This is a genomic window from Kosakonia pseudosacchari, assembly GCF_900184035.1.
Classification (GTDB): domain Bacteria; phylum Pseudomonadota; class Gammaproteobacteria; order Enterobacterales; family Enterobacteriaceae; genus Kosakonia; species Kosakonia pseudosacchari.
This window is the reverse complement of the sequence record NZ_FXWP01000019.1, coordinates 165886-187661: the sequence shown is the minus strand read 5'-3', so window position 1 is coordinate 187661 and position 21776 is coordinate 165886. Positions and strand designations below refer to the sequence as shown.

The following is a 21776-nucleotide window of genomic DNA, read 5'->3' as shown; positions in this document are numbered from 1 at the left end:
CGCGACAGTCTAAGGCTCATTAAATAAGGAGCCTGCCTGTGAACCTGTTTTATAGCTATCTGCCGTTTTTACTCTTCGCCTTTGTGGCGTCGATAACCCCTGGCCCAACCAACATTTTGATCCTGACCAGCAGCCAGCGCTTTGGCATCAAAGCGACGTTGCCTGCGGTGGTGAGCGCCTGCGTGGCGGCCAGCCTGATTGTATTTATTTCCGGTGCGGGAGCGGGCGAAGTGCTGCGCAGCTATCCGCTGGTGCGTGAGGTGATGAGCTGGGCGGGCGCATTGTGGTTAAGCTGGCTGAGCTGGCAATTATTTACCGCGCCCGCCGCCGATTTGCAGGGCGAAGCGCAGCGACCGTTTAGCGGCCGTGCGGCGGCGTTGTTGCAATTGATAAACCCGAAAACCTGGATGATGGCGCTGGCGGTGGTAAGCCTCTTTGCCCCACACGGCACGCATCCGTTGCGCGAGGTGTCGTTACTGTCGCTGTGGTTTTTGCTGATTTCACTGCTGTGCCTGAGCGCGTGGACGCTGCTCGGCAAGGCGGTCAACCGGCTGTTTCGCACCACCACATCGCTGCTCTGGTTTCAGCGAGTGATGGCACTGTGCCTGTTGTTCTCCGCCTGGGCGGGATTTCTGGGCGCTTAGGTCAGTGCGCCGCCCTGGCGGCAGCGGGCAAAACGCAAAATATCTTCCGCCAGCCGCTGGGCGGTGTCGACATCGGCCTGGCTGCGGTTAACCATCATCCGGCTCAGGCAACCTTCCAGCACCAGTTCCATCTGTTTCGCCACCATCGCCGGATCGTCCACTTCAAGCTGCGTCAGCAGTTGATGCGAGAAGTCATGGGCGTCACGCTTTTGTTGAGCCGCCAGTTGATGGATGGGGTGCGCCGGGTCCGGGAAGAAGGTGCAGGCGGCAATAAACAAGCAACCCGGATAGCGGTTATTGCTCACGCACTCCGTGAGCGCGCCGTAGCGCGCCAGCAGTTTTTGCTCATTGCTGAGCGTTTCGTCTAACAGCAGTTGCCTGCGCCAGACATCCACCTGCTGGCTGAGATAACGTAGCGCGTCATACAGTAGCGCCTCTTTGTCTGGCCAGAAACGGCGGAACTCATCGATGGGATAGTCGATGCGCTCGGCAACCATTTCAAGAGTGGTGTCCGCAATCCCTCTTAATTCAAGTAATTGCAAAGTTTGACTCAAAACGTCTTCGCGTTGCACGGTGATATCCTCCGTTATCTGAAGCTCATTCCCCCACCAAGTGTTGTTTACGGGGCGCGATTGCGCAAATGCGCGGCGAACGCGGCGGCGTCCATAAACCCGGTCACCCGGGCAGCCGGTTGCTCATGGCCTTGCGCGTCGAAAAACAGAATCGTTGGCAGACCCAGCACATTGAGCTGGCGCAGCAGCGCGGCGTCCTGCGCGTTGTTGGCCGTTACGTTGGCCTGCAATAACACGGTATCTTTCAGCGCCGCCTGCACACGGGCGTCGCTAAAGGTGTACTTCTCAAACTCTTTACAGGCCACGCACCAGTCGGCGTAGAGATCTAACATGACCGGCCGACCATTAGCCTGCGCCAGCGCCTGGTTCAGATCGTCGACGGTCGAAATGGACGTGAACGCCAGCGGCGAGTGCGTTTGCGCGGTGGAGACGCCAAACGCCCAATCCTGTAACGGACGTGCGCAAACCAGCGCCGCGCCGAGCAGTGCGATTTGCAGCACGCGAACAAATCTCCGCTTCGCGCCAAGGCTGGTGATAAACGCCCAGCCGAAAAATGCCACGCCGAGCAGTGACCACAGCCGCAGCCCCCACGCGTCACCGAGTACGCGCTCCAGCAGAAAGACGGGCAGGGCGAGGATCACAAAGCCAAAAGCGGTTTTGACCTGTTCCATCCACGGCCCGCTTTTTGGCAGCAGCCGGTTGCCAAAGACGGTCACGAGGATCAGCGGCAGGCCCATGCCGAGTGCGTAAAGATAGAGCGTGCCGCCGCCGAGCCACAGATTACCGCTTTGCGCAATATAGAGCAGAATGGCGCTTAACGGCGCGGTGGTGCAGGGCGAACAAATCAGCCCGGCTATCGCGCCCATGGCAAACACCCCGCCCACGGAGCCACCCTGCTGGCGATTGCTCCACAGGGTTAAGCGGGTTTGCAGCGCAGAAGGAAGCTGTAAGGTAAACAGGCCGAACATCGACAGCGCCAGCAGCGTGAACAGCGCCGACAAGCCAACCAGCACGTACGGGTGTTGCAGCGCCGCCTGGAATGATAAACCCGCCGCTGCGACTACCAGCCCCAGCGCCGTATAAGTGAGCGCCATCCCTTGCACGTAGACAAACGCCAGCAGCAGCGCGCGCGGCGTGGCAAGGCGCTGTTTGCCGCCAAGCACAATGCCGGAAATCAGCGGGTACATTGGCAGCACACACGGCGTAAACGCGATACCAATACCGATCAACAGCGCCCACAGTGCAGAGAAGGGAAGCTGGTTTGCGGTGGTTTCCTGCGTTGCGGCTGGCGGTGCATTTACCGGTGCCTGTGTCGTTGCCGCCGCGACTTCCATCAGCGGCACCACTTTGGTTTCCGGCGGGTAACAGAACCCGGCATCGGCGCAGCCCTGGTAAGTGACGGTCAGCGTCGCGCCTTTTGCCGCCGCGTGGATATCGAGCGGCAGGTTCAGGCGCTGGCGGTAGATTTCCGTTTTGCCGTAGAACTCGTCTTCATGCATCTCCCCTTTTGGCAGCGTTAACGCGCCAAGGGTTGCTTGCGCCGGGGTGACGCGAATTTGCTGGCGATAAAGGTAGTAACCCTCTTTCACCTGCCAGTTGAGCGTTAAATCATGCTGATGCTGCTGAAAATCAAAGGTAAACGCCTGGTCGGCGGGCACAAAACTGGAGCGACCGGGCGCGTCGAATAAGCCCGCAAAGGCGGTTGTGCTGCACAGCAGCAGGATCAGCGTAAAGATGCGTTGAGCCATGTGAGGTAATCGTAATCTCCGTGAGTGACGGGTAAAGCCAGTAATTCCGGGGTCTGGTAAGGATGGTGCGCTTTGATGCTGGCGAAGAGGTCTTCCAGATGTGCGACGTCGGTTTTGAGCAGCAGTTGCACTTCATACTCTTGTTCGAGTTTGCCTTCCCAGTAATAGAGCGAAGTCGCGCCCGGCAAAATAGTGACACAGGCAGCGAGTTTATCTGCCAGCACTTTGGCCGCCAGATCCTGGGCGGTGGCTTCATCCGGGGCGGTGCAGAGTACAACAACGGCGTCAGGCGTGTTCATCGTCAACCTCGTAAGCGCGAAAGCAACGACTATACCACGCGAAGTGAGAGGATCGGGCCGCCGGGCGACCCGATTTTAAGACCTTTACAACAAGATACCGCCGAAGATAAAGCCCAGTATGACGCACAGGGCGATGGCGATCACGCCGGGAACGAGGAACGCATGGTTAAAGACAAACTTGCCGATGCGCGTTGAACCGGTGTCATCCATCTCCACTGCCGCCAGCAGGGTTGGGTAAGTTGGCAGTACAAACAGCGCGGAAACGGCGGCAAACGACGCAATTGCCGTCAGCGGGGTGACGCCGAGCAGCAGCGCGGCAGGCATCAGCGCTTTGGTGGTCGCGGCTTGTGAATACAGCAGCGTGGCGGCGAAGAACAGCACTACCGCCAGCAGCCACGGATAACTGTGCAGCAGATCGCCCGCCACCATCTGGATATCTTCAATATGATGCTTAACGAAGGTGTCACCGAGCCACGCCACGCCGAGCACACAAATACAGGCGCTCATACCGGATTTGAAGGTATTGGCATTCAGGATTTCGCCAGTGTCGATTTTGCAGGTCAGGCAAATCAGCGTGGCGATGGTCAGCATAAACACCACAATCGCTTCGTTACGCGGCAGCACCGGGTTGGTGATTAATCCAACGGTCGGGCTGATGGCGGTGGCGTAAAGCATCACGGCGACAATACCAATCAGGAACAGCAGCACTGAACGTTTAGCATGAGGTTTTAATTCAAAAACCTGACTGCCGCGCAACTTCACTTCGCCTTTTGCCAGGCGCTCCTTATAGACCGGATCATCTTTCAGCTCGCAGCCGAGGAAGTTACAGACCACCGCCGTCAACATGACGGCAATCAGCGTTACCGGAATACAGATCGCCAGCAGCGTCAGGTAGCTGACGCCAAGCGGCTCAAGGATGCCAGCAAAAAAGACTACCGCAGCGGAGATGGGCGAGGCGGTGATGGCGATCTGCGAGGCGACGACAGCAATCGACAACGGACGCGACGGGCGAATACCTTGCTCTTTCGCCACTTCGGTGATCACCGGTAGCGTGGAAAACGCGGTGTGTCCGGTACCGGCGAGAATGGTCATAAACCAGGTGACCAGCGGTGCGAGAAAGGTGATGTACTTCGGATGGCGGCGCAGCATTTTTTCCGCCAGGCTCACCAGGTAATCCATACCACCCGCTACCTGCATGGCGGCGATAGCGGCGATGACCGCCATAATAATTTCTATGACATCGAAGGGGATCGCCCCTGGTTTGATTTGAAAGAACAGGGTGAGAACCAGTACACCAAGGCCACCGGCAAAACCAATGCCGATGCTGCCTAATCTGGCGCCAAGGTAGATAGCAATCAGGACGAGGACAAGCTCTGCAGCAAACATAGTTGGCTTCCTTGTTTAACTAAGTGATATCGAATTGTTATATTTTAGTAACCATCCAAAAGAAAAAGGCACGTCACTCAGGACGTGCCTTTTGTCTTTCTAACCGTCGGAATTACTGTTCGCTTTCATCGGTATAACGCTTCGCTTTATAAGCCGGGTGCATCAGGTTTTGCGCAGAGAAGATGTCGTCCAGCTCCGCTTCCGTCAGCAGGCCGCGCTCCAGCACCACTTCACGCACGCTCTTACCGGTTTCGGCGCAAATCTTGCCAACGATGTCGCCGTTGTGGTGGCCGATGAACGGGTTGAGGTAGGTGACGATGCCAATGGAGTTATAGACGTAGCCTTCACATACGGCTTTGTTGGCGGTAATGCCGTTGATGCATTTTTCCAGCAGGTTGTAGCAGGCGTTGGTCAGGATATGCACCGACTCAAACATCGCCTGGCCAATAACCGGCTCCATCACGTTCAACTGCAACTGACCCGCTTCGGACGCCATGGTGACGGTGGTGTCGTTGCCGATCACTTTAAAGCACACCTGGTTCACCACTTCCGGAACCACCGGGTTCACTTTCGCTGGCATGATGGACGAACCCGCCTGCAACTCCGGCAGGTTGATTTCATTCAGCCCGGCGCGCGGCCCGGAAGAGAGCAGGCGCAAGTCGTTACAGATTTTAGACAGCTTCACCGCCAGGCGTTTCAGCGAACTGTGCACCATCACGTAGGCGCCGCAATCGGAGGTTGCTTCAATCAGGTCTTCCGCCGGGACGACCGGCAGGTTGCTCACTTCCGCCAGTTTTTGCACGGCCAGTTGCTGATAGCCGTCCGGGGTGTTGAGACGCGTACCGATTGCCGTTGCGCCAAGGTTCACTTCCAGCAGCAGTTCGGCGGTACGCAGCAGGTTTTTGGTTTCTTCATTCAGCAGCACGTTGAAAGCGTGGAACTCCTGACCCAGGGTCATTGGCACCGCGTCCTGCAACTGGGTGCGGCCCATTTTCAGGATATCCTTGAACTCTACAGCTTTGTTTTCGAAGCCTTCGCCGAGCTGTTTGATGGCATCAACCAGTTTGACAATGGAGGCGTACACCGCGATGCGGAACCCTGTCGGGTAGGCGTCGTTGGTGGACTGGCATTTATTGACATGATCGTTCGGGTTAAGGAACTGGTATTCACCTTTCTGATGGCCCATCAGCTCAAGACCGATGTTCGCCAGCACTTCGTTGGTGTTCATGTTCACGGAGGTACCCGCGCCGCCCTGATAGACGTCTACCGGGAACTGGTCCATGCATTTGCCATTGTTGAGGACCTCATCACATGCGGCAACGATAGCGTTGGCGATACTTTTCGGGATGGTTTGCAGCTCTTTGTTCGCCAGCGCTGCCGCCTTTTTCACCATCACCATGCCACGGACAAACTCAGGAATGTCGCTGATTTTGCTGTTGCTGATATAAAAGTTTTCAATCGCTCTCAGAGTATGCACGCCGTAATAGGCATCCGCTGGCACTTCCCTGGTACCTAACAAGTCTTCTTCGATACGAATGTTGTTTAACATGTGAACCTTCTTTTTCAAGCTACGAATGAATACACCAAACACACAATATTAATGTGGTTATGTGTCTTTTTCGACCGACGATTATCCCCTTAATCGGCCGGATGACTGAAATTATATGCTGAAGGAGAGGAAATGCCGTAATCGGGATCACTTATTATCCCAGTGAATGCATCATAATTAATAATATGTGAAATAAGTCACCGCTTCGTAACAGACAAAAATTTACAACCGCCGCGAAATTGAATTTTCCGCATTTGCCACCATCTGATCAGGATGCGATTTGCAAACCCATTTCGACAGACGCTCTGGAGCGGCTGTTCATTAACAGGAGAAGCCAGTGCGCTGGATACCGTTTATTGCAATCTTTTTATACGTTTACATCGAGATCTCGATCTTTATTCAGGTCGCGCATGTTTTTGGCGTACTGATGACACTGATTCTGGTGATCTTTACCTCGGTGATTGGCATGTCGCTGGTGCGCAACCAGGGATTTAAGAACTTCTTGCTGATGCAGCAAAAGATGGCGGCGGGTGAAAGCCCGGCGGCGGAGATGATCAAAAGCGTTTCGCTGATTATCGCTGGCCTGCTGCTGGTGCTGCCGGGGTTCTTTACCGACTTCCTCGGTCTGCTGTTACTGCTGCCGCCAGTGCAAAAGCACCTGACGCTGAAACTGATGCCGCATTTGCGTTTTTCGCGGATGCCGGGCGGCGGCTTTGGCGCAGGCGGTTCAGATGGGCAGACCTTTGAAGGCGAATATCAACGTAAAGACGATCAGCGCGATCGTCTGGATAACAAAGACGATCGCTAATTTCTGACGCCCGGTGATGCCGGGCTTCTTTTTATGTTATGGCTGAGTGGAATGCATCGACGTTGTGCGCCGTTTTGGCAGCAGCAGCCACAATGCCAACAGCATAAAAACCGCGTAAAGACTCTTCCAGCCGGGAATGATCAACAGCAGCAAACATAACGCACTGCCGAGTACCGCCAGTGCCTTAAATCGCCCTTGCAACAAGCGGCAGCCCGCCAGCATGCACAGCAGATAAATCATGATGAAAACGCCGTTCGCGTAGATGATCAGCGTATCGAGATGAATGTTGAAGGCGTAAATCGCCAGCGTGCAGAACATGCAGCAGATGATTACCGCGTTTAGCGCATTCAAGGGCAACTGGCGTTTTGAGAGCTTCGCCAGTGCGCTATCCGGTTTGTACGCTGCCTGCGACCACACCAGCCGGGCAAAACTCTGGATATAGGTATTCAGGCTGGCGAAACAGGCCAGGTAGCCAATAATGCAGGCAATCCACAGCGCGTGATTACCAAACAACTCGACGACAATCACCGGCAGCGACGCCGCTGCCCCCTGGGCGCGCCAGGCATCGAAATGCAACACCACCACGGTACACGCCCAGTAAACCGAGCCTGCCAGCAGCAGGCCAATCATCAGTGCGCGAGGAAAATCCCGCTCGGGGTTTTTGAATTCAGAGGCCAGATGGGCGAAGGCTTCAAGCCCAACAAAACACCAGAACATCACTGCCAGTGAGGCCGACATCGCCGAAACGGGTACCTGTGAGATCGGCGGAAAGGGAATATCGTTGAAACTAATGCCGCCGCGCCACCAGATAGCCACAATTAACGCCACGATCAGCCCGGCGATAATCGATTGCAGATTCGCGCTGGAACCTGTGCCTCGTGTACCCAGCAGCCAAATCAGCGCCAGCGTACCCAGCTCGGTCATCAATAATTGTGGCCCCTGCCAGCCAAACATGCCTTGCCAGAAACCCGCGGCAATGTGCAGCGCGGCGGGCAATCCGACCGGGATAACTGAGAGAAACAGCCAGCCCGTTACCCGTTCAAGACGCGCGCCGAAGGCCATCCCGACGAAATATGCCACACCGCCCGCGCTGGGAAAGTGGCGGCCCAGCGCGGCAAAAACAATGGCGACCGGGAACACGAGCAGAATCAGTAACGGCCATGCCCACAGGCTGCTGTTACCCGCCGCCAGTGCGGCCAGCGCCGGAACGGCGAACACGCCGGTGCCCAGTAAGGAGGTGGAAAGTAACCCAATGCCCTGAGCCAGCCCCAGCTCTTGTTTTAATCCGCTCATTGTCTTTTGTCTGCTTATCGTCGGGAGCGTCGATGGTATCACAATCAGTTTGGCTGATGGCTGCCGCAGCCCCTGTCAGCAATGGTGGCTTATGCGCGGATAGACTTTCGCAAATTTTTTTTGTTGTTCCCCCTTGAAGGGGGAACAAGCCAACCCCATCTCTCAGGTCACCAGCCGGATAACCGTTTGTGGCCCGGCGTCATCCATAACTGATAAAGACTTTCTCAAAGGAGAGCTATCAATGAGTATTCGTCCGTTACATGATCGTGTGATCGTCAAACGTAAAGAAGTTGAGTCTAAATCTGCTGGCGGTATCGTTCTGACCGGTTCTGCGGCAGGTAAATCAACGCGTGGCGAAATCATCGCTGTCGGTAAGGGCCGCATCCTGGAAAACGGTACTGTGCAACCGCTGGACGTGAAAGTGGGTGATATCGTGATTTTCAACGATGGTTACGGTGTGAAGGCTGAGAAGATTGACAACGAAGAAGTGCTGATCATGTCCGAAAGCGACATTCTGGCAATTGTGGAAGCGTAACAGCGCGCGCGAACGAAACTGAACGAATTTAAGGAATAAAGAAAATGGCAGCTAAAGACGTAAAATTCGGTAATGACGCTCGTGTAAAAATGCTGCGCGGCGTGAATGTTCTGGCAGATGCAGTGAAAGTTACCCTCGGTCCGAAAGGCCGTAACGTGGTTCTGGATAAATCTTTCGGTGCACCGACCATCACCAAAGATGGCGTTTCCGTAGCACGTGAAATCGAACTGGAAGATAAGTTCGAAAACATGGGCGCGCAGATGGTGAAAGAAGTGGCTTCCAAAGCGAACGACGCTGCGGGCGATGGTACCACCACTGCAACCGTACTGGCGCAGTCCATCATCACCGAAGGCCTGAAAGCCGTTGCTGCGGGCATGAACCCGATGGATCTGAAACGTGGTATCGACAAAGCTGTTGCTGCTGCGGTTGAAGAGCTGAAAGCACTGTCCGTTCCGTGCTCTGACTCTAAAGCGATTGCGCAGGTTGGTACTATCTCCGCTAACTCCGACGAAACCGTAGGTAAACTGATCGCTGAAGCGATGGATAAAGTCGGTAAAGAAGGCGTGATCACCGTTGAAGACGGTACCGGTCTGCAGGACGAACTGGACGTGGTTGAAGGTATGCAGTTTGACCGCGGTTACCTCTCTCCTTACTTCATCAACAAGCCGGAAACTGGCGCAGTAGAACTGGAAAGCCCGTTCATCCTGCTGGCTGATAAAAAAGTTTCCAACATCCGCGAAATGCTGCCGGTTCTGGAAGCCGTTGCAAAAGCAGGCAAGCCGCTGCTGATCATCGCTGAAGATGTGGAAGGCGAAGCACTGGCAACGCTGGTGGTGAACACCATGCGCGGCATCGTCAAAGTGGCTGCGGTTAAAGCACCTGGCTTCGGCGACCGTCGTAAAGCTATGCTGCAGGACATCGCAACCCTGACCGGTGGTACCGTGATTTCTGAAGAAATCGGTATGGAACTGGAAAAAGCGACCCTGGAAGATCTGGGTCAGGCTAAACGCGTTGTGATCAACAAAGACACCACCACCATCATTGATGGCGTGGGTGAAGAAGCGGCAATTCAGGGTCGTGTGACGCAGATTCGTCAGCAGATCGAAGAAGCCACTTCTGATTACGACCGTGAAAAACTGCAGGAGCGTGTAGCGAAACTGGCTGGCGGCGTTGCCGTTATCAAAGTTGGCGCAGCAACTGAAGTTGAAATGAAAGAGAAAAAAGCCCGCGTTGAAGATGCGCTGCACGCGACCCGTGCTGCCGTTGAAGAAGGCGTGGTAGCAGGTGGTGGCGTGGCGCTGATTCGCGTAGCCAGCAAAATCGCTGACCTGAAAGGCCAGAACGAAGATCAGAACGTGGGTATCAAAGTTGCGCTGCGCGCAATGGAAGCTCCGCTGCGTCAGATCGTGCTGAACTGCGGTGAAGAGCCGTCTGTCGTCGCTAACTCTGTGAAAGCAGGCGACGGTAACTACGGTTACAACGCGGCGACCGAAGAGTACGGCAACATGATCGACATGGGTATCCTGGATCCGACTAAAGTGACCCGTTCTGCTCTGCAGTACGCGGCCTCCGTCGCTGGCCTGATGATCACCACCGAGTGCATGGTGACCGACCTGCCGAAAGGCGATGCGCCGGACTTAGGTGCTGCCGGTGGTATGGGCGGCATGGGCGGTATGGGCGGCATGATGTAATTGCTGCCGAACGCGCGTTCAGGGCAACCTGGCGCGAGTTCAACCAAAAAGAGCGGGCTTCGGCCCGCTCTTTTTTTTAACTTAAAACCACGATTTGCGGATGCGATCAGCATCAGGTCATGGTTCTGCCATTGTCTTTGGTTTTAATGGAATGGGCTGCAGCACCTTTTAAGTACGTTGATATGCCTTTTTGTGGCGTAATCACTGCCCCTTCTATGACTCGGATTTTTACACTTCGCACCGCGCCTTTTTTCACTATTTTCCCCAATTTGTGCGGCCTGAGATGGCGGCATTTTTCTTTTGGTCATCTTTTTAGTATAAGGTTTACACACGGGCGACATGCGTCCAGCTCATTGATTATGGGGAATAACATGTACGTAAAACATTTAGCAGGGATTATTGGCGCCTCGCTGTTGCTGGCAGGGTGTAGCAGCAGTAATGAATTGACTAGCGGCGGACAGAGCGTTCGCTTTGTCGAGGAGAAGCCGGCGGCAACCTGCCAGTATCTCGGCACCGCCACGGGTTCACAGAGCAACTGGCTCTCTGGTCAGCATGGTGAGGAGGGCGGTTCAATGCGCGGCGCGGCGAATGCGTTACGTAATCAGGCGGCGGCGATGGGCGGTAACGTGTTGTACAGCGTCTCAAGCCCAACACAAGGCTTCTTATCGAGCTTCGTGCCGACCGCCAGCGAAATGAATGCACAAGTGTATAAATGCCCGAACTGATATATTTAATTGTGCCCCGTCAGCCATGGCGGGGCACGACTATCTAAAATAATCTCGCTTTCATTCTCAACAGGTTGCTTCTAATTATTTAAGTATGAATAAGCGTGAATATAATTCCTCTGCTAATTAACTTTTCTATCATCCTGAATATTAAGTTTTCTTAAGATTTATCCAATGTGATTATATTCACAGGTTTGGATATATTTTTCACCAAAAAATGCATTAGTGACTAAAGTAATATTACGACTTGCCGATACTCATCTCAGGACAAAAAACGAGGGACTGTATAATTTAACAATATTTTATGCATGATGGTGTCGGGAGTTACTAATGAATATTACAAAGAGATTGTTACTTGCTTTCTCGTTACTGATCTTAAGCCTCATCGGCACTAATGTTATCGCTATAATTTCACTGTCTAAAATTGGTGAGTCACAAAATTATTTTCAGGAAAATACCTTACCCAGCCTGGATGCAATGAATAAAGAGACAATGCAGATCTTAAAAGTTCGCGGGCAGCTCTTTTTACATGGTCTGACGGACGATCCCGCCGGGATGGCCGAAATAAAACAGAATGCAACAAAATTGTATGACGATCTCTACGCCATGCACCAGGGTTACCTTAAAGATCTTGTTTCTGACCAACATGATCAGGATTTATCTAATAAAACATTAAGTGATTTAGAAAAATTCCGTTCTGTAATGGACCAGTATTTTAAAGTCTCAGAAAGTAATGACCGCGTTGCCATTATTAAGTCAATGCAGAAAGGTGGGGTTGTCGCAGATAATATTGCGCTGTTAATTAATGATTTTGCTGAGCAAGTGGCGTACAACTCATCATTAGTGACCAAGGCTGTTCAGGACAGCGACAATTTAATTTCCCGGGCAATGATTCTCTCCTTAACGGCGACGATTGCCGCTACCCTCATTCTGGGTTTGTTCGGACTGTTTACCGTGCTGAATATCAAACGTCGACTGAACGGTATGAAAGATGGCATGGTCACTATCAGCGAAAAACTGGATCTCAGCCATGCGTTACCGACCGGGCGTTTGGACGAAATTGGGCAGGCAGTCAGTGCATTTAATAATCTTGTTGAGCGCGTGGCTGAATCGCTGGCAATGGTACGTGCCGCTTCCGGCTCCGTGAATACCGCCGCCAATGAGATAGCCTTAGGCAACAATGAACTTTCGGCGCGTACCGAGCAGCAATCTGCCGCGGTGGTCGAAACGGCGGCCAGCATGGAAGAGTTAAGCTCCACGGTTAAACAGAACGCGGAAAACGCGCATCAGGCCAGCCAGCTTGCTCTTACCGCCTCTGATACCGCTTCGCAAGGTGGGAGCGTCGTTGGGACTGCCATCAGCCGTATGAAAGATATTATGGATAGTTCCAAACGTATTTCGGAAATTACGTCGGTCATTAACGGCATCGCTTTTCAGACCAACATTCTGGCGCTTAATGCGGCCGTTGAAGCGGCAAGAGCCGGGGATCAAGGGCGAGGTTTCGCTGTGGTAGCTGGTGAGGTGCGCTCATTAGCCCAGCGTAGCGCGCAGGCGGCAAAAGAGATTGAAGCGCTGATCAGCGAGTCGGTCACCTTTGTTGAAGAGGGCTCGCGGCAGGTAGACCTGGCGGGTGAAACCATGAACGGCATTGTGAACTCGGTGCTGCAGGTGAAAGATTTGATGCAGGAAATCGCTGCAGCCTCCGACGAACAAAACCGCGGCATTTCGCAGATTGCCCAGGCGATGTCCGAAATGGATACCACCACCCAGCAGAACGCCGCGTTAGTTCAGGAATCGTCTGCGGCGGCCGGTAGCCTCGAAGATCAAGCCACCAAACTGCAACAGCTGGTTGATGTCTTCCGTTTGCCAGGCCAACAACCGGCTGTCGTGAGGTCTTCAGTGTTGCCCGTCAGACAGCCGCGCCCGGCAGTGGCGGGTGGCGGAGATGATGGGTGGGAAACCTTTTAAGTTTTAGCGACGAGCCGCTGTAGGCTCGTCTGTTTCGCGGCTACGTTTGCTCTCATCACGTAGCCGTTTTTTTTAGCTCTGACGAAGCTGCAGATCGAGCGGCGTTTTACTGGGTTCACCACCAATCTCACGGGCCAGTTTCGGCACCATATAACCTGAAACCAGCGTCAGCAGCTCACGCATAATCGTGCGCGCCTCATCATCACTGACCATAAAGTGCGCCGCACCCTGCACTTTATCCAGCACATGCAGGTAATAGGGCATTACACCCGCATCGAACAACGCATTGCTTAAATCCGCCAGCGTTTGCGCATTATCATTCACGCCGCGCAGCAGCACGCTCTGGTTCAGCAGCGTGACATTGGCCTGACGCAGTTGCGCCATCGCATGGCGAAAATCATCACCGATCTCCTGCGCATGGTTGATGTGGTTCACCAGCAAAATTTGCAGCGATGAGCGCGCAAAACGCGCGCTTAGCGTATCGGTGATCCGCGCCGGAATCACAATTGGCAGACGGCTGTGAATGCGCAGACGTTTGATATGCGGGATGGCTTCCAGTTGGCTAAGCAGCCAGTCCAGTTCATGATCTTTTGCCATTAGCGGATCGCCGCCGGAAAAAATGATCTCATCCAGTTCCGGGTGCACCGCGATATAGTCCAGCGCGCCTTGCCAGTTGCGTTTGTTGCCCTGGTTATCGGCATAAGGAAAGTGGCGACGGAAGCAATAACGACAATTTACCGCGCAACCGCCTTTCACCAGCAGCAGCGCACGATTGCGATATTTGTGCAGTAAACCGGGTACGACACTGCTCTGTTCTTCCAGCGGATCGGTGCTGAAACCTGGCGCGACAATGAACTCTTCCTGAGAAGTAAGTACCTGACGCAAAAGAGGATCATGCGGATTGCCCGGCTGCATGCGCGCGGCGAATGCGCGGGGGACACGCAGCGGAAACAGGCGTTTTGCCGCCCCGCCAGCGATTAAATTTTCATCAGTGTCTATCTTTAGAAGACGTAACAGTTCATCCGGATCGGTGATTACATCGGCAAGTTGTATTAACCAATCTTCTCTGGATGGGGTTTTTAGGGTTACAATATGCGCCATTTTGTGGCTTAGCTACCAGTTAACAATTTCAGAGGGCCTTATGGCGACTTACTATAGCAACGATTTTCGTGCCGGTCTTAAAATCATGATGGACGGCGAACCTTATGCGGTTGAAGCCAGCGAATTCGTTAAACCAGGCAAAGGCCAGGCTTTCGCACGCGTTAAATTGCGTCGTCTGCTGACCGGTACGCGTGTAGAAAAAACCTTCAAATCCACTGATTCCGCAGAAGGCGCGGACGTTGTCGATATGAACCTGACTTACCTGTACAACGACGGTGAGTTCTGGCACTTCATGAACAACGAAACCTTCGAACAGCTTTCCGCTGATGCGAAAGCCATTGGCGACAGCGAAAAATGGCTGCTGGATCAGGCTGAGTGCATCGTAACGCTGTGGAACGGCCAGCCTATCGCTGTTACGCCGCCGAACTTCGTTGAGCTGGAAGTTATTGAAACCGATCCAGGTCTGAAAGGCGACACCGCAGGTACCGGCGGCAAACCGGCGACCCTGAGCACTGGCGCAGTGGTTAAAGTTCCGCTGTTTGTGCAGATTGGTGAAGTGATTAAAGTAGATACTCGCTCTGGCGAATACGTATCTCGCGTGAAATAATCCTCACGACGTCGGCGTAGCACCGTGCTACGCCGTCGAACTTTGCAGGCAGGGATGATATGAAACGTCTGACGAAATTCCTCTCTCTACTTCTTATCAGTTGCGCACTGCTTTCCGGTTGCAATACCGCCCGTGGCGTTGGTGAAGATATCCAAAGCCTGGGTCATGTCATCTCTCGCGCAGCGAACTAAAACTTCCTCTCTTCCTAAAAATGCTTCCGTTCCGGTAACCTTCCCGGATTTTGTCTATGCTTAAGTGGCTATACACAAACAATATTGGCTACAAAAGGAAGATATTATGGTTAAGAAGACAATTGCTGCGATCTTTTCTGTTCTGGTTCTTTCCTCAGTCCTGACGGCCTGTAACACCACGCGTGGTGTGGGAGAAGATATCTCCGATGGCGGTAACGCGATTTCTGGCGCGGCATCAAAAGCGCAACAGTAATCACTGTCGGTACGGCGCTTGCCGTACCGTTAGTTTGAGTTTTCCGGCAGTGATAAGAACGGTGTAAAGCGGTTTCCCATCCCCAGTTTCATTCTGATATTGCGCTTGTAGGTGTAAACGGTCTTACCGTTAATACTGAGATTATTGGCAATCGCCTGGTTATTATTCCCTTCCATCCACAGCGTCAGCACTTTTTCTTCCTGCTTTGTCAGCAGCGGGGTAGCGATTTTCGGTATTGCACGGATGGGGCGCGCCAGCACCATTGCGTCGATAATTTTTGCCAGCTTTTCCAGCGGTTCTGTTTTCAACAGCGTCGCCTGAATAGCAAACTGCGCGCAAAATTCTGACAATTGCGCATCTTCGCCAGATTCTAACAACATCACTTGCGTGGGATCGCTACAAACGGAGAAAAACGACGCAAGTTGTTGAATATGATGGATTTCATTCTTGAATCCGTGAAGATCGGCAATCACCAGGTCCGGCTGCCACTGCACAATATGTTCTTTGGCGAGCATTAGATTATGCAACGCGGTTACCAGGAAGGAAGCGGGGAACAAATCGGGTTGATTGAGCCAGGATTCCATCCCTGTGCGGGTGAAGTAACAGCGGTCAATCACGAGAATCTTGAACATATTTTTCTTCGCAGTCAGAGAGTGGCGCACAACGTCCTGAATTCAGGAGAGCGGATTTATCATAGGGGGTAGATATGGTGGATAAATGCCGGAATTCCGCTGCGAACAGTGGCTATTTCTCGCTTTAAAGCGCCTGAAATTGAGCTACAACAAAAATATTGAAATAACGAGCCAAAATCGGCAAAATTTGCCTCTCTTCACACGCCGAACGGGACGACCCGTTTGTGCTCATTCACAATGGGGACGGCCCCGCACGGGAGCCAAAAATGTCCTGGTTAATTCTTCTTATTGCAGGTCTTCTTGAAGTGGTTTGGGCTATCGGCCTGAAATATACCCACGGTTTTACCCGGTTAACACCAAGCATCATTACCGTGACGGCGATGATCGCAAGCGTTGTGCTGCTGTCATGGGCGATGAAAACATTACCGGTGGGCACGGCGTATGCCATCTGGACCGGTATTGGCGCAGTCGGCGCCGCAGTCGCCGGCATTGTGCTGCTCGGCGAATCTGCGAGCCTGGCGCGTATCCTCAGCCTTTGTTTGATTGTCGCCGGGATTATCGGATTGAAACTCAGCGCCCATTAATGGGGCTGGTTAATCCAGAGTAGTTTTTCCACGGCAAACCCCTGCCGGGCCGCGATGTCCAGCATCTGCTGTTTTACGTCTGCCGGAAGGGTTGGCGTGCGGGACAGTATCCAGAGATAGTCGCGGTCCGGCCCGCAAACCAGCGCGTAGCGGTAGTCATTGTCCAGCGCGAGGATGTTATAGCCGCCATAGAAGGGGCCGAAGAAGGAGACTTTCAGCGCGGCGGTGCGTGGGTCGCCAGTGAAATACGCGGTGCCGATGGCTTGCTGCCACATACCGCGTTCTGTGTTGTAACCACGATTCACTACCGTCAAACCGCCATCGTCGCGCAGACTATACGTGGCGGTGACCCTTTCCAGCCCGCGCTCAAAGGTGTGGTCAAAGCGGGCAATTTCGTACCATTTACCCAGATAGCGTTGCGTATTGAAATTCTGTACGACGGTCACGCCGTCAGGAGGAGTGGGAGAACTACAGCCGGAGATGAACAGCGCAGCGATAACAGTCACGACAAGCAGCATCAGGCGCATGAGATTTTCCTTCCAGATCTTTCTTTAGGGTATAGACGCTGGCGGGAAATTTGCTCTCCCGCTTACGCAGGAGAGCGACTGGTATCAAAGAAATAAAACACCGATCAGGGTAACGACGGTAAGAATGGCCGCAAGGCCATAAAACACCCATTTACCGCTGGGAACATGGATTTTCAAATCATGCATCATGTGGTGGATACGATGCAGACCGCACCACACCGGCAATACAATCATTAAAAAGATAAAGACGCGGCCAATAAAGCTTTGTGCAAACGCCAGCACGCGATCGTAGCCGAGTGCGTCGCCGGGGTAGAATCCCAGCGGCAGTAGCACGCCAATCAACAGCACGATAACCGGTGTAACAATTGCGCCCCACATACCGCCAGCGCCAAATAATCCCCAGAAAACGGGTTCGTCAGAACGTTTTGGATTCGGGTTAATCACGTTGGCCTCCTTACCAGAACAGTGCGACAAACAGGATCACCACGGTGACCACTGCCGTTACCACCCAAAGCCCTTTAATAACCGGCTCTGGACCCAATTTTTCGCCCTTAACAATAATGAGCTGCGCTTTCGGCGCCAGATCAAACCAGGTTTTGGTGTGCAGCAGTGCTGCCGCCAGCGCGATCAGGTTGAGGATCAGCACAATCGGGTTTTGCAGAAAATGCACAAACCCTGCCCAGCTTTCCGGCCCATGTTTCAGCGAAAAAAGACCGAAGATCAGTTCGAGGCTGAACCAGACCGCCGCAACCGCCGTTCCTTCACGCAGCATATAGAAGCGATAAAACGGTAGGGTTTTCCACCAGGTTGATGGCATGGGACGTACCCAGGCTTTGCGTTTAGTCGTCATAATGCACTCCTTAGCGTGGTTTCAGGGTGGCGATAAGAAAGTCTTTCGAGCTCTCTACCTTGCCCTGCTGAATAGCGGCGGCCGGATCGACATGCTTCGGACAGACTTCCGAGCAGTAACCGACAAACGTACAGCTCCACACGCCGTTCTGGCTGTTGAGTTGCCCCATGCGCTCTTTCTTACCTTTATCGCGGCTATCGAGGTTATAGCGATGCGCCAGCGTAATTGCTGCCGGGCCGATAAACTCCGGGTTAAGGCCGAATTGCGGGCAAGCGGCATAACACAAACCGCAGTTGATACAGCCAGAGAACTGGTGATACTTCGCCATCTGCGCCGGCGTTTGCTTGTTAGGCCCCTGATCCGGCGTGCGCGTGTTACCAATAATGTAGGGCTTAATCGCTTCGAGGCTTTCGATAAAGTGGGTCATATCGACCACCAAATCGCGCTCGATCGGGAAGTTGGCCAGCGCTTCGACTTTCAGCCCTTTCTCGTAATCACGCAAAAAGGTTTTACAGGCGAGCTTCGGCACTTTGTTCACCATCATGCCGCAAGAGCCGCAAATCGCCATACGGCACGACCAGCGGTAGCTCAGGTCCGGCGCGAGGTTATCTTTGATATAGTTCAGCGCATCAAGCAGCGAAGTGGCTTCATCGTAGGGCACATCGTAAAAAGCGCTGTGCGGCGCGTTGTCCACTTCCGGGTTGTAACGGACAATCTCGATTTTCAGATTCTTCAACTCAGCCATTGTTCGTCTCCTTCTTCTCGGTCGCTTCAGCTTCAGCACCGTAGACGCGTTTTGCTGGCGGCAGCGTGGTGATCTTCACGTCGCTGTACTCCAGACGAGTCGCGCCATCAGCACCGCGGAACGCCAGCGTGTGCTTGAGGAAGTTAACGTCATCGCGCTCGGTATAGCCTTCATCCAGACGCTGATGCGCACCGCGAGACTCTTTACGTGCCAGCGCGGAGTGCGCCATACATTCGGCGACATTCAGGCCGTGGCCCAGTTCAATGGTATAAAGCACATCGGTGTTGAAGACGCTGGAGGTATCGGTGATACGCACGCGTTTAAAGCGCTCCTGCAACTCCGCCAGCTTATCCACGGTTTTCTGCATCAGCTCCGTCGTGCGGTAGATGCCGCAACCTTCTTCCATGGATTCACCCATTTCATCGCGGATTTTCGCCCAGCTTTCGGTGCCGTCCTGATTCACCAGCGCTTTCAGGCGTTTTTCCACGTCGGCAGCTTGTGCGTTCAGCGCGCTGTCATTGGCCTCGGTTGCGGTTGCGGCGCGTTCCATAGCGCGTTCCCCGGCAAGACGGCCAAACACCACCAGTTCCGCCAGCGAGTTCGAACCCAGACGGTTTGCGCCATGCAGGCCGACAGAAGAGCACTCACCCACGGCAAAGAGACCCTTGATACGGGATTCGCAGTTTTGATCGGTTTCGATACCGCCCATGGTGTAGTGCGCGGTTGGGCGTACCGGAATCGGCTCTTTGACCGGATCGACGCCAACATAGGCTTTCGCCAGCTCGCAGATAAATGGCAAACGTTCGTTGATTTTTTTCGCGCCGAGATGACGTAAATCGAGGTGCACCACATCGCCACGCGGCGTGGAGATGGTGTTGCCTTTGCGCCACTCGTGCCAGAACGCCTGCGACACTTTGTCGCGCGGGCCAAGCTCCATATATTTGTTCTTCGGCTCGCCAAGCGGGGTTTCCGGGCCCATGCCGTAATCCTGCAAATAGCGGTAGCCGTTCTTGTTGACGAGGATCCCACCTTCACCGCGGCAACCTTCAGTCATCAGAATGCCGGAGCCGGGCAGGCCGGTCGGGTGATACTGCACAAACTCCATATCGCGCAGCGGCACGCCGTGCGCCAGCGCCATGCCCATACCGTCGCCGGTGACAATGCCGCCGTTGGTGTTGTAACGGTAAACGCGACCCGCGCCGCCCGTTGCCATCACCACCGCATTGGCGCGGATCTGCACCAGCGTACCTTCCATCATATTCATGGCCACCAGCCCACGGGCGTGGTTGTCATCGACCAGGATATCTAGTACGAAATGCTCGTCGAAACGTTGGATTTGTGGGAACTGAAGGGATGTCTGGAACAGGGTATGCAGCATATGGAAGCCGGTTTTATCGGCGGCAAACCAGGTGCGTTCGATTTTCATCCCGCCGAAGCGGCGCACATTGACCGTTCCGTCAGGACGGCGGCTCCACGGACAGCCCCACTGTTCAAGCTGGGTCATCTCTGTCGGGCAATGATGCACAAAATAGTCAACGACATCCTGTTCGCAGAGCCAGTCACCGCCAGCAACGGTATCGTGGAAATGGTACTCGAAGCTGTCATGATCCTGGGCGACGGCGGCAGAGCCGCCTTCCGCAGCAACGGTGTGGCTGCGCATGGGATAGACTTTTGAAATCAGTGCGATTTTGGCGTTGGGGTGGGCTTGCGCCGCAGCGATCGCGGTGCGTAATCCCGCTCCGCCTGCGCCAATCACAGCGATATCGGCTTGAAAGGTATGCACGACATTCCTCCAGATTATTGTTGTTCCGCAACGATAAGCCAGAAGCGCTCAAGGTAGTTGCGGATATGTTCCACTGCTCCTTTTTGGGTAAGGGCAGTATAACCGTAGAGATTCGGGGGAAATTTGATGCGTTCGATTTTTTTGCTGTTCTATGCGGTGATATGTCATCGATCTTGATTGATATCACCATTAAATGTTTACCCTTCTAGTTATAGACGACATTAATGAAATTATTTTGCGCAAAATTTGTCTCTGCGGATCGATGCGGGTAGACTTCGTGCCCTTGTCTGAAATCGGAGAAAGTACCATGAGCGAGACGGCAACCTGGCAGCCGAGCGCATCCATCCCCAATCTATTGAAACGCGCGGCAATTATGGCGGAAATTCGCCGTTTCTTTGCCGATCGCGGTGTGCTTGAGGTGGAAACGCCCTGTATGAGCCAGGCAACGGTGACAGATATTCACCTGTTCCCGTTCGAAACCCGTTTTGTTGGCCCAGGCCACTCTCAGGGGCTTAATCTCTATCTGATGACCAGCCCGGAATACCACATGAAACGCCTGCTGGCAGCGGGTTGTGGTCCGGTTTTCCAGCTGTGCAGAAGCTTTCGGAACGAAGAGATGGGCCGTCATCACAACCCTGAATTCACCATGCTCGAGTGGTATCGCCCGCACTACGATATGTATCGCCTGATGAATGAAGTGGATGATTTGCTCCAGCAAGTTCTGGAGTGCCAGCCTGCGGAATCGCTCTCTTACCAGCAGGCTTTCCAGCGCTATCTGGAAATCGACCCACTCTCCGCCGATAAAACCCAGCTGCGTGAAGCGGCGGCGAAGCTTGATCTGAGCAATATCGCCGATACAGAAGAAGACCGGGACACGTTGCTGCAATTACTGTTCACTATGGGCGTGGAGCCGCAGATCGGTAAAGATCGCCCGGCCTTCGTGTACCACTTCCCGGCAAGCCAGGCGGCGCTGGCGCAGATCAGCACAGAAGATCACCGCGTTGCAGAGCGTTTTGAGGTTTATTTCAAAGGGATTGAGCTGGCGAACGGTTTCCATGAGCTGACCGATGCCCGCGAACAGCAGCAACGTTTCGAGCAGGATAATCGCAAACGTGCCGCGCGCGGTTTACCGCAGCAACCCGTGGATGTAAACCTGCTGGACGCACTCAAAGCCGGTCTGCCGGATTGCTCTGGTGTCGCGCTGGGCGTTGATCGTCTGGTAATGCTGGCGCTGCAGGCTGAAAGCCTGGCGGACGTGATTGCGTTTACCGTCGACCGGGCCTGA

The 21776-nt window shown here is 53.9% G+C and carries 24 protein-coding genes; 11 read left to right on the top strand and 13 right to left on the bottom strand.

From position 1 onward, the window contains the following. Positions 1-38 precede the first annotated feature (38 nt). On the top strand, positions 39-644 hold the full coding sequence (locus tag BN2591_RS16450) for a LysE family translocator (protein ID WP_086873018.1): 606 nt from the start codon (positions 39-41) through the stop codon (positions 642-644). On the opposite strand, the gene BN2591_RS16445 is transcribed toward BN2591_RS16450, so the two are convergent. From BN2591_RS16445 to aspA, 5 genes are all read right to left on the bottom strand, one after another. Then, positions 641-1216, bottom strand: a complete 576-nt coding sequence (locus tag BN2591_RS16445) for a transcriptional regulator (RefSeq protein WP_086873017.1) — start codon at positions 1214-1216, stop codon at positions 641-643. The two genes, BN2591_RS16450 and BN2591_RS16445, sit on opposite strands and share 4 nt — an antisense overlap. Before the next feature lie 47 nt (positions 1217-1263). Beyond that, positions 1264-2964 (bottom strand): protein-disulfide reductase DsbD, encoded by a 1701-nt coding sequence (locus tag BN2591_RS16440; protein ID WP_086873016.1) that lies wholly within the window; start codon positions 2962-2964, stop codon positions 1264-1266. Continuing rightward, positions 2940-3263 (bottom strand): divalent cation tolerance protein CutA, encoded by a 324-nt coding sequence (gene cutA / locus BN2591_RS16435; protein ID WP_086873015.1) that lies wholly within the window; start codon positions 3261-3263, stop codon positions 2940-2942. Before cutA ends, BN2591_RS16440 begins: the two co-directional genes overlap by 25 nt. An 84-nt stretch (positions 3264-3347) precedes the next feature. Beyond that, positions 3348-4649: an anaerobic C4-dicarboxylate transporter gene (locus BN2591_RS16430; RefSeq protein WP_086873014.1), complete on the bottom strand. Its 1302-nt coding sequence runs from the start codon at positions 4647-4649 to the stop codon at positions 3348-3350. 112 nt (positions 4650-4761) lie between these two features. Next, the gene (gene aspA / locus BN2591_RS16425) at positions 4762-6198 is read right to left on the bottom strand and encodes an aspartate ammonia-lyase (RefSeq protein WP_020456206.1); all 1437 of its coding nucleotides are present in this window, start codon (positions 6196-6198) and stop codon (positions 4762-4764) included. A gap of 337 nt (positions 6199-6535) precedes the next feature. On the opposite strand from aspA, the gene BN2591_RS16420 reads away from it, so the two are divergent. Then, positions 6536-7006, top strand: a complete 471-nt coding sequence (locus BN2591_RS16420; protein WP_017459199.1) for an FxsA family protein — start codon at positions 6536-6538, stop codon at positions 7004-7006. Positions 7007-7042: 36 nt separating this feature from the next. Here the strand turns inward: BN2591_RS16420 and yjeH are convergent, their stop codons facing one another. Further along, positions 7043-8299, bottom strand: coding sequence for an L-methionine/branched-chain amino acid transporter (gene yjeH / locus BN2591_RS16415; RefSeq protein ID WP_086873013.1), 1257 nt, complete (start codon positions 8297-8299; stop codon positions 7043-7045). Positions 8300-8540: 241 nt separating this feature from the next. Here yjeH and BN2591_RS16410 point away from each other — a divergent pair, with 241 nt between their 5' ends. The 4 genes from BN2591_RS16410 to BN2591_RS16395 all read left to right on the top strand — a co-directional run bounded on the left by BN2591_RS16410 (position 8541) and on the right by BN2591_RS16395 (position 13218). Continuing rightward, a complete protein-coding gene (locus BN2591_RS16410; protein WP_007372708.1) occupies positions 8541-8834 on the top strand; it encodes a co-chaperone GroES in 294 nt (97 codons plus the stop codon). Positions 8835-8878: 44 nt separating this feature from the next. Next, positions 8879-10525 carry a chaperonin GroEL gene (groL, locus tag BN2591_RS16405; protein WP_086873012.1) on the top strand — a complete coding sequence of 549 codons (1647 nt, stop codon included), beginning with the start codon at positions 8879-8881 and terminating at the stop codon, positions 10523-10525. 371 nt (positions 10526-10896) lie between these two features. After that, complete coding sequence (locus tag BN2591_RS16400) at positions 10897-11250, top strand: DUF4156 domain-containing protein (protein ID WP_086873011.1); 354 nt, start codon at positions 10897-10899, stop codon at positions 11248-11250. Positions 11251-11580: 330 nt separating this feature from the next. Further along, the gene (locus BN2591_RS16395) at positions 11581-13218 is read left to right on the top strand and encodes a methyl-accepting chemotaxis protein (RefSeq protein WP_086873010.1); all 1638 of its coding nucleotides are present in this window, start codon (positions 11581-11583) and stop codon (positions 13216-13218) included. 72 nt (positions 13219-13290) lie between these two features. Here BN2591_RS16395 and epmB read toward each other — a convergent pair whose 3' ends face one another. Next, positions 13291-14319, bottom strand: coding sequence for an EF-P beta-lysylation protein EpmB (epmB, locus tag BN2591_RS16390; RefSeq protein WP_086873009.1), 1029 nt, complete (start codon positions 14317-14319; stop codon positions 13291-13293). Between the two features lie 40 nt (positions 14320-14359). On the opposite strand from epmB, the gene efp reads away from it, so the two are divergent. The 3 genes from efp to ecnB all read left to right on the top strand — a co-directional run bounded on the left by efp (position 14360) and on the right by ecnB (position 15370). Further along, positions 14360-14926: an elongation factor P gene (gene efp, locus BN2591_RS16385; RefSeq protein ID WP_017459193.1), complete on the top strand. Its 567-nt coding sequence runs from the start codon at positions 14360-14362 to the stop codon at positions 14924-14926. Between the two features lie 59 nt (positions 14927-14985). Then, positions 14986-15117: an entericidin A/B family lipoprotein gene (locus tag BN2591_RS16380; protein WP_017459192.1), complete on the top strand. Its 132-nt coding sequence runs from the start codon at positions 14986-14988 to the stop codon at positions 15115-15117. 106 nt (positions 15118-15223) lie between these two features. Next, positions 15224-15370 carry a lipoprotein toxin entericidin B gene (ecnB, locus tag BN2591_RS16375; RefSeq protein WP_020456213.1) on the top strand — a complete coding sequence of 49 codons (147 nt, stop codon included), beginning with the start codon at positions 15224-15226 and terminating at the stop codon, positions 15368-15370. A 29-nt stretch (positions 15371-15399) separates the two neighbouring features. Here the strand turns inward: ecnB and BN2591_RS16370 are convergent, their stop codons facing one another. Next, the gene (locus tag BN2591_RS16370) at positions 15400-16002 is read right to left on the bottom strand and encodes a helix-turn-helix transcriptional regulator (RefSeq protein WP_086873008.1); all 603 of its coding nucleotides are present in this window, start codon (positions 16000-16002) and stop codon (positions 15400-15402) included. Positions 16003-16268: 266 nt separating this feature from the next. Between BN2591_RS16370 and sugE the strand changes: the two genes are divergently transcribed. After that, on the top strand, positions 16269-16586 hold the full coding sequence (sugE, locus tag BN2591_RS16365) for a quaternary ammonium compound efflux SMR transporter SugE (RefSeq protein ID WP_097401612.1): 318 nt from the start codon (positions 16269-16271) through the stop codon (positions 16584-16586). Here sugE and BN2591_RS16360 read toward each other — a convergent pair. The 5 genes from BN2591_RS16360 to frdA form a co-directional block, all read right to left on the bottom strand. Further along, a complete protein-coding gene (locus BN2591_RS16360) occupies positions 16583-17113 on the bottom strand; it encodes a lipocalin family protein (protein WP_086873006.1) in 531 nt (176 codons plus the stop codon). The two genes, sugE and BN2591_RS16360, sit on opposite strands and share 4 nt — an antisense overlap. Positions 17114-17197: 84 nt before the next feature. Further along, positions 17198-17557, bottom strand: coding sequence for a fumarate reductase subunit FrdD (gene frdD, locus BN2591_RS16355; RefSeq protein ID WP_017459187.1), 360 nt, complete (start codon positions 17555-17557; stop codon positions 17198-17200). A gap of 10 nt (positions 17558-17567) precedes the next feature. Beyond that, a complete protein-coding gene (frdC, locus tag BN2591_RS16350) occupies positions 17568-17963 on the bottom strand; it encodes a fumarate reductase subunit FrdC (RefSeq protein ID WP_086873005.1) in 396 nt (131 codons plus the stop codon). Between the two features lie 10 nt (positions 17964-17973). Next, on the bottom strand, positions 17974-18708 hold the full coding sequence (locus tag BN2591_RS16345; protein ID WP_086873004.1) for a succinate dehydrogenase/fumarate reductase iron-sulfur subunit: 735 nt from the start codon (positions 18706-18708) through the stop codon (positions 17974-17976). Continuing rightward, positions 18701-20491: a fumarate reductase (quinol) flavoprotein subunit gene (gene frdA, locus BN2591_RS16340; protein ID WP_086873003.1), complete on the bottom strand. Its 1791-nt coding sequence runs from the start codon at positions 20489-20491 to the stop codon at positions 18701-18703. The genes BN2591_RS16345 and frdA overlap by 8 nt, the downstream gene beginning before the upstream one ends. 307 nt (positions 20492-20798) lie before the next feature. Here frdA and epmA point away from each other — a divergent pair, with 307 nt between their 5' ends. Continuing rightward, complete coding sequence (epmA, locus tag BN2591_RS16335; protein ID WP_086873002.1) at positions 20799-21776, top strand: elongation factor P--(R)-beta-lysine ligase; 978 nt, start codon at positions 20799-20801, stop codon at positions 21774-21776.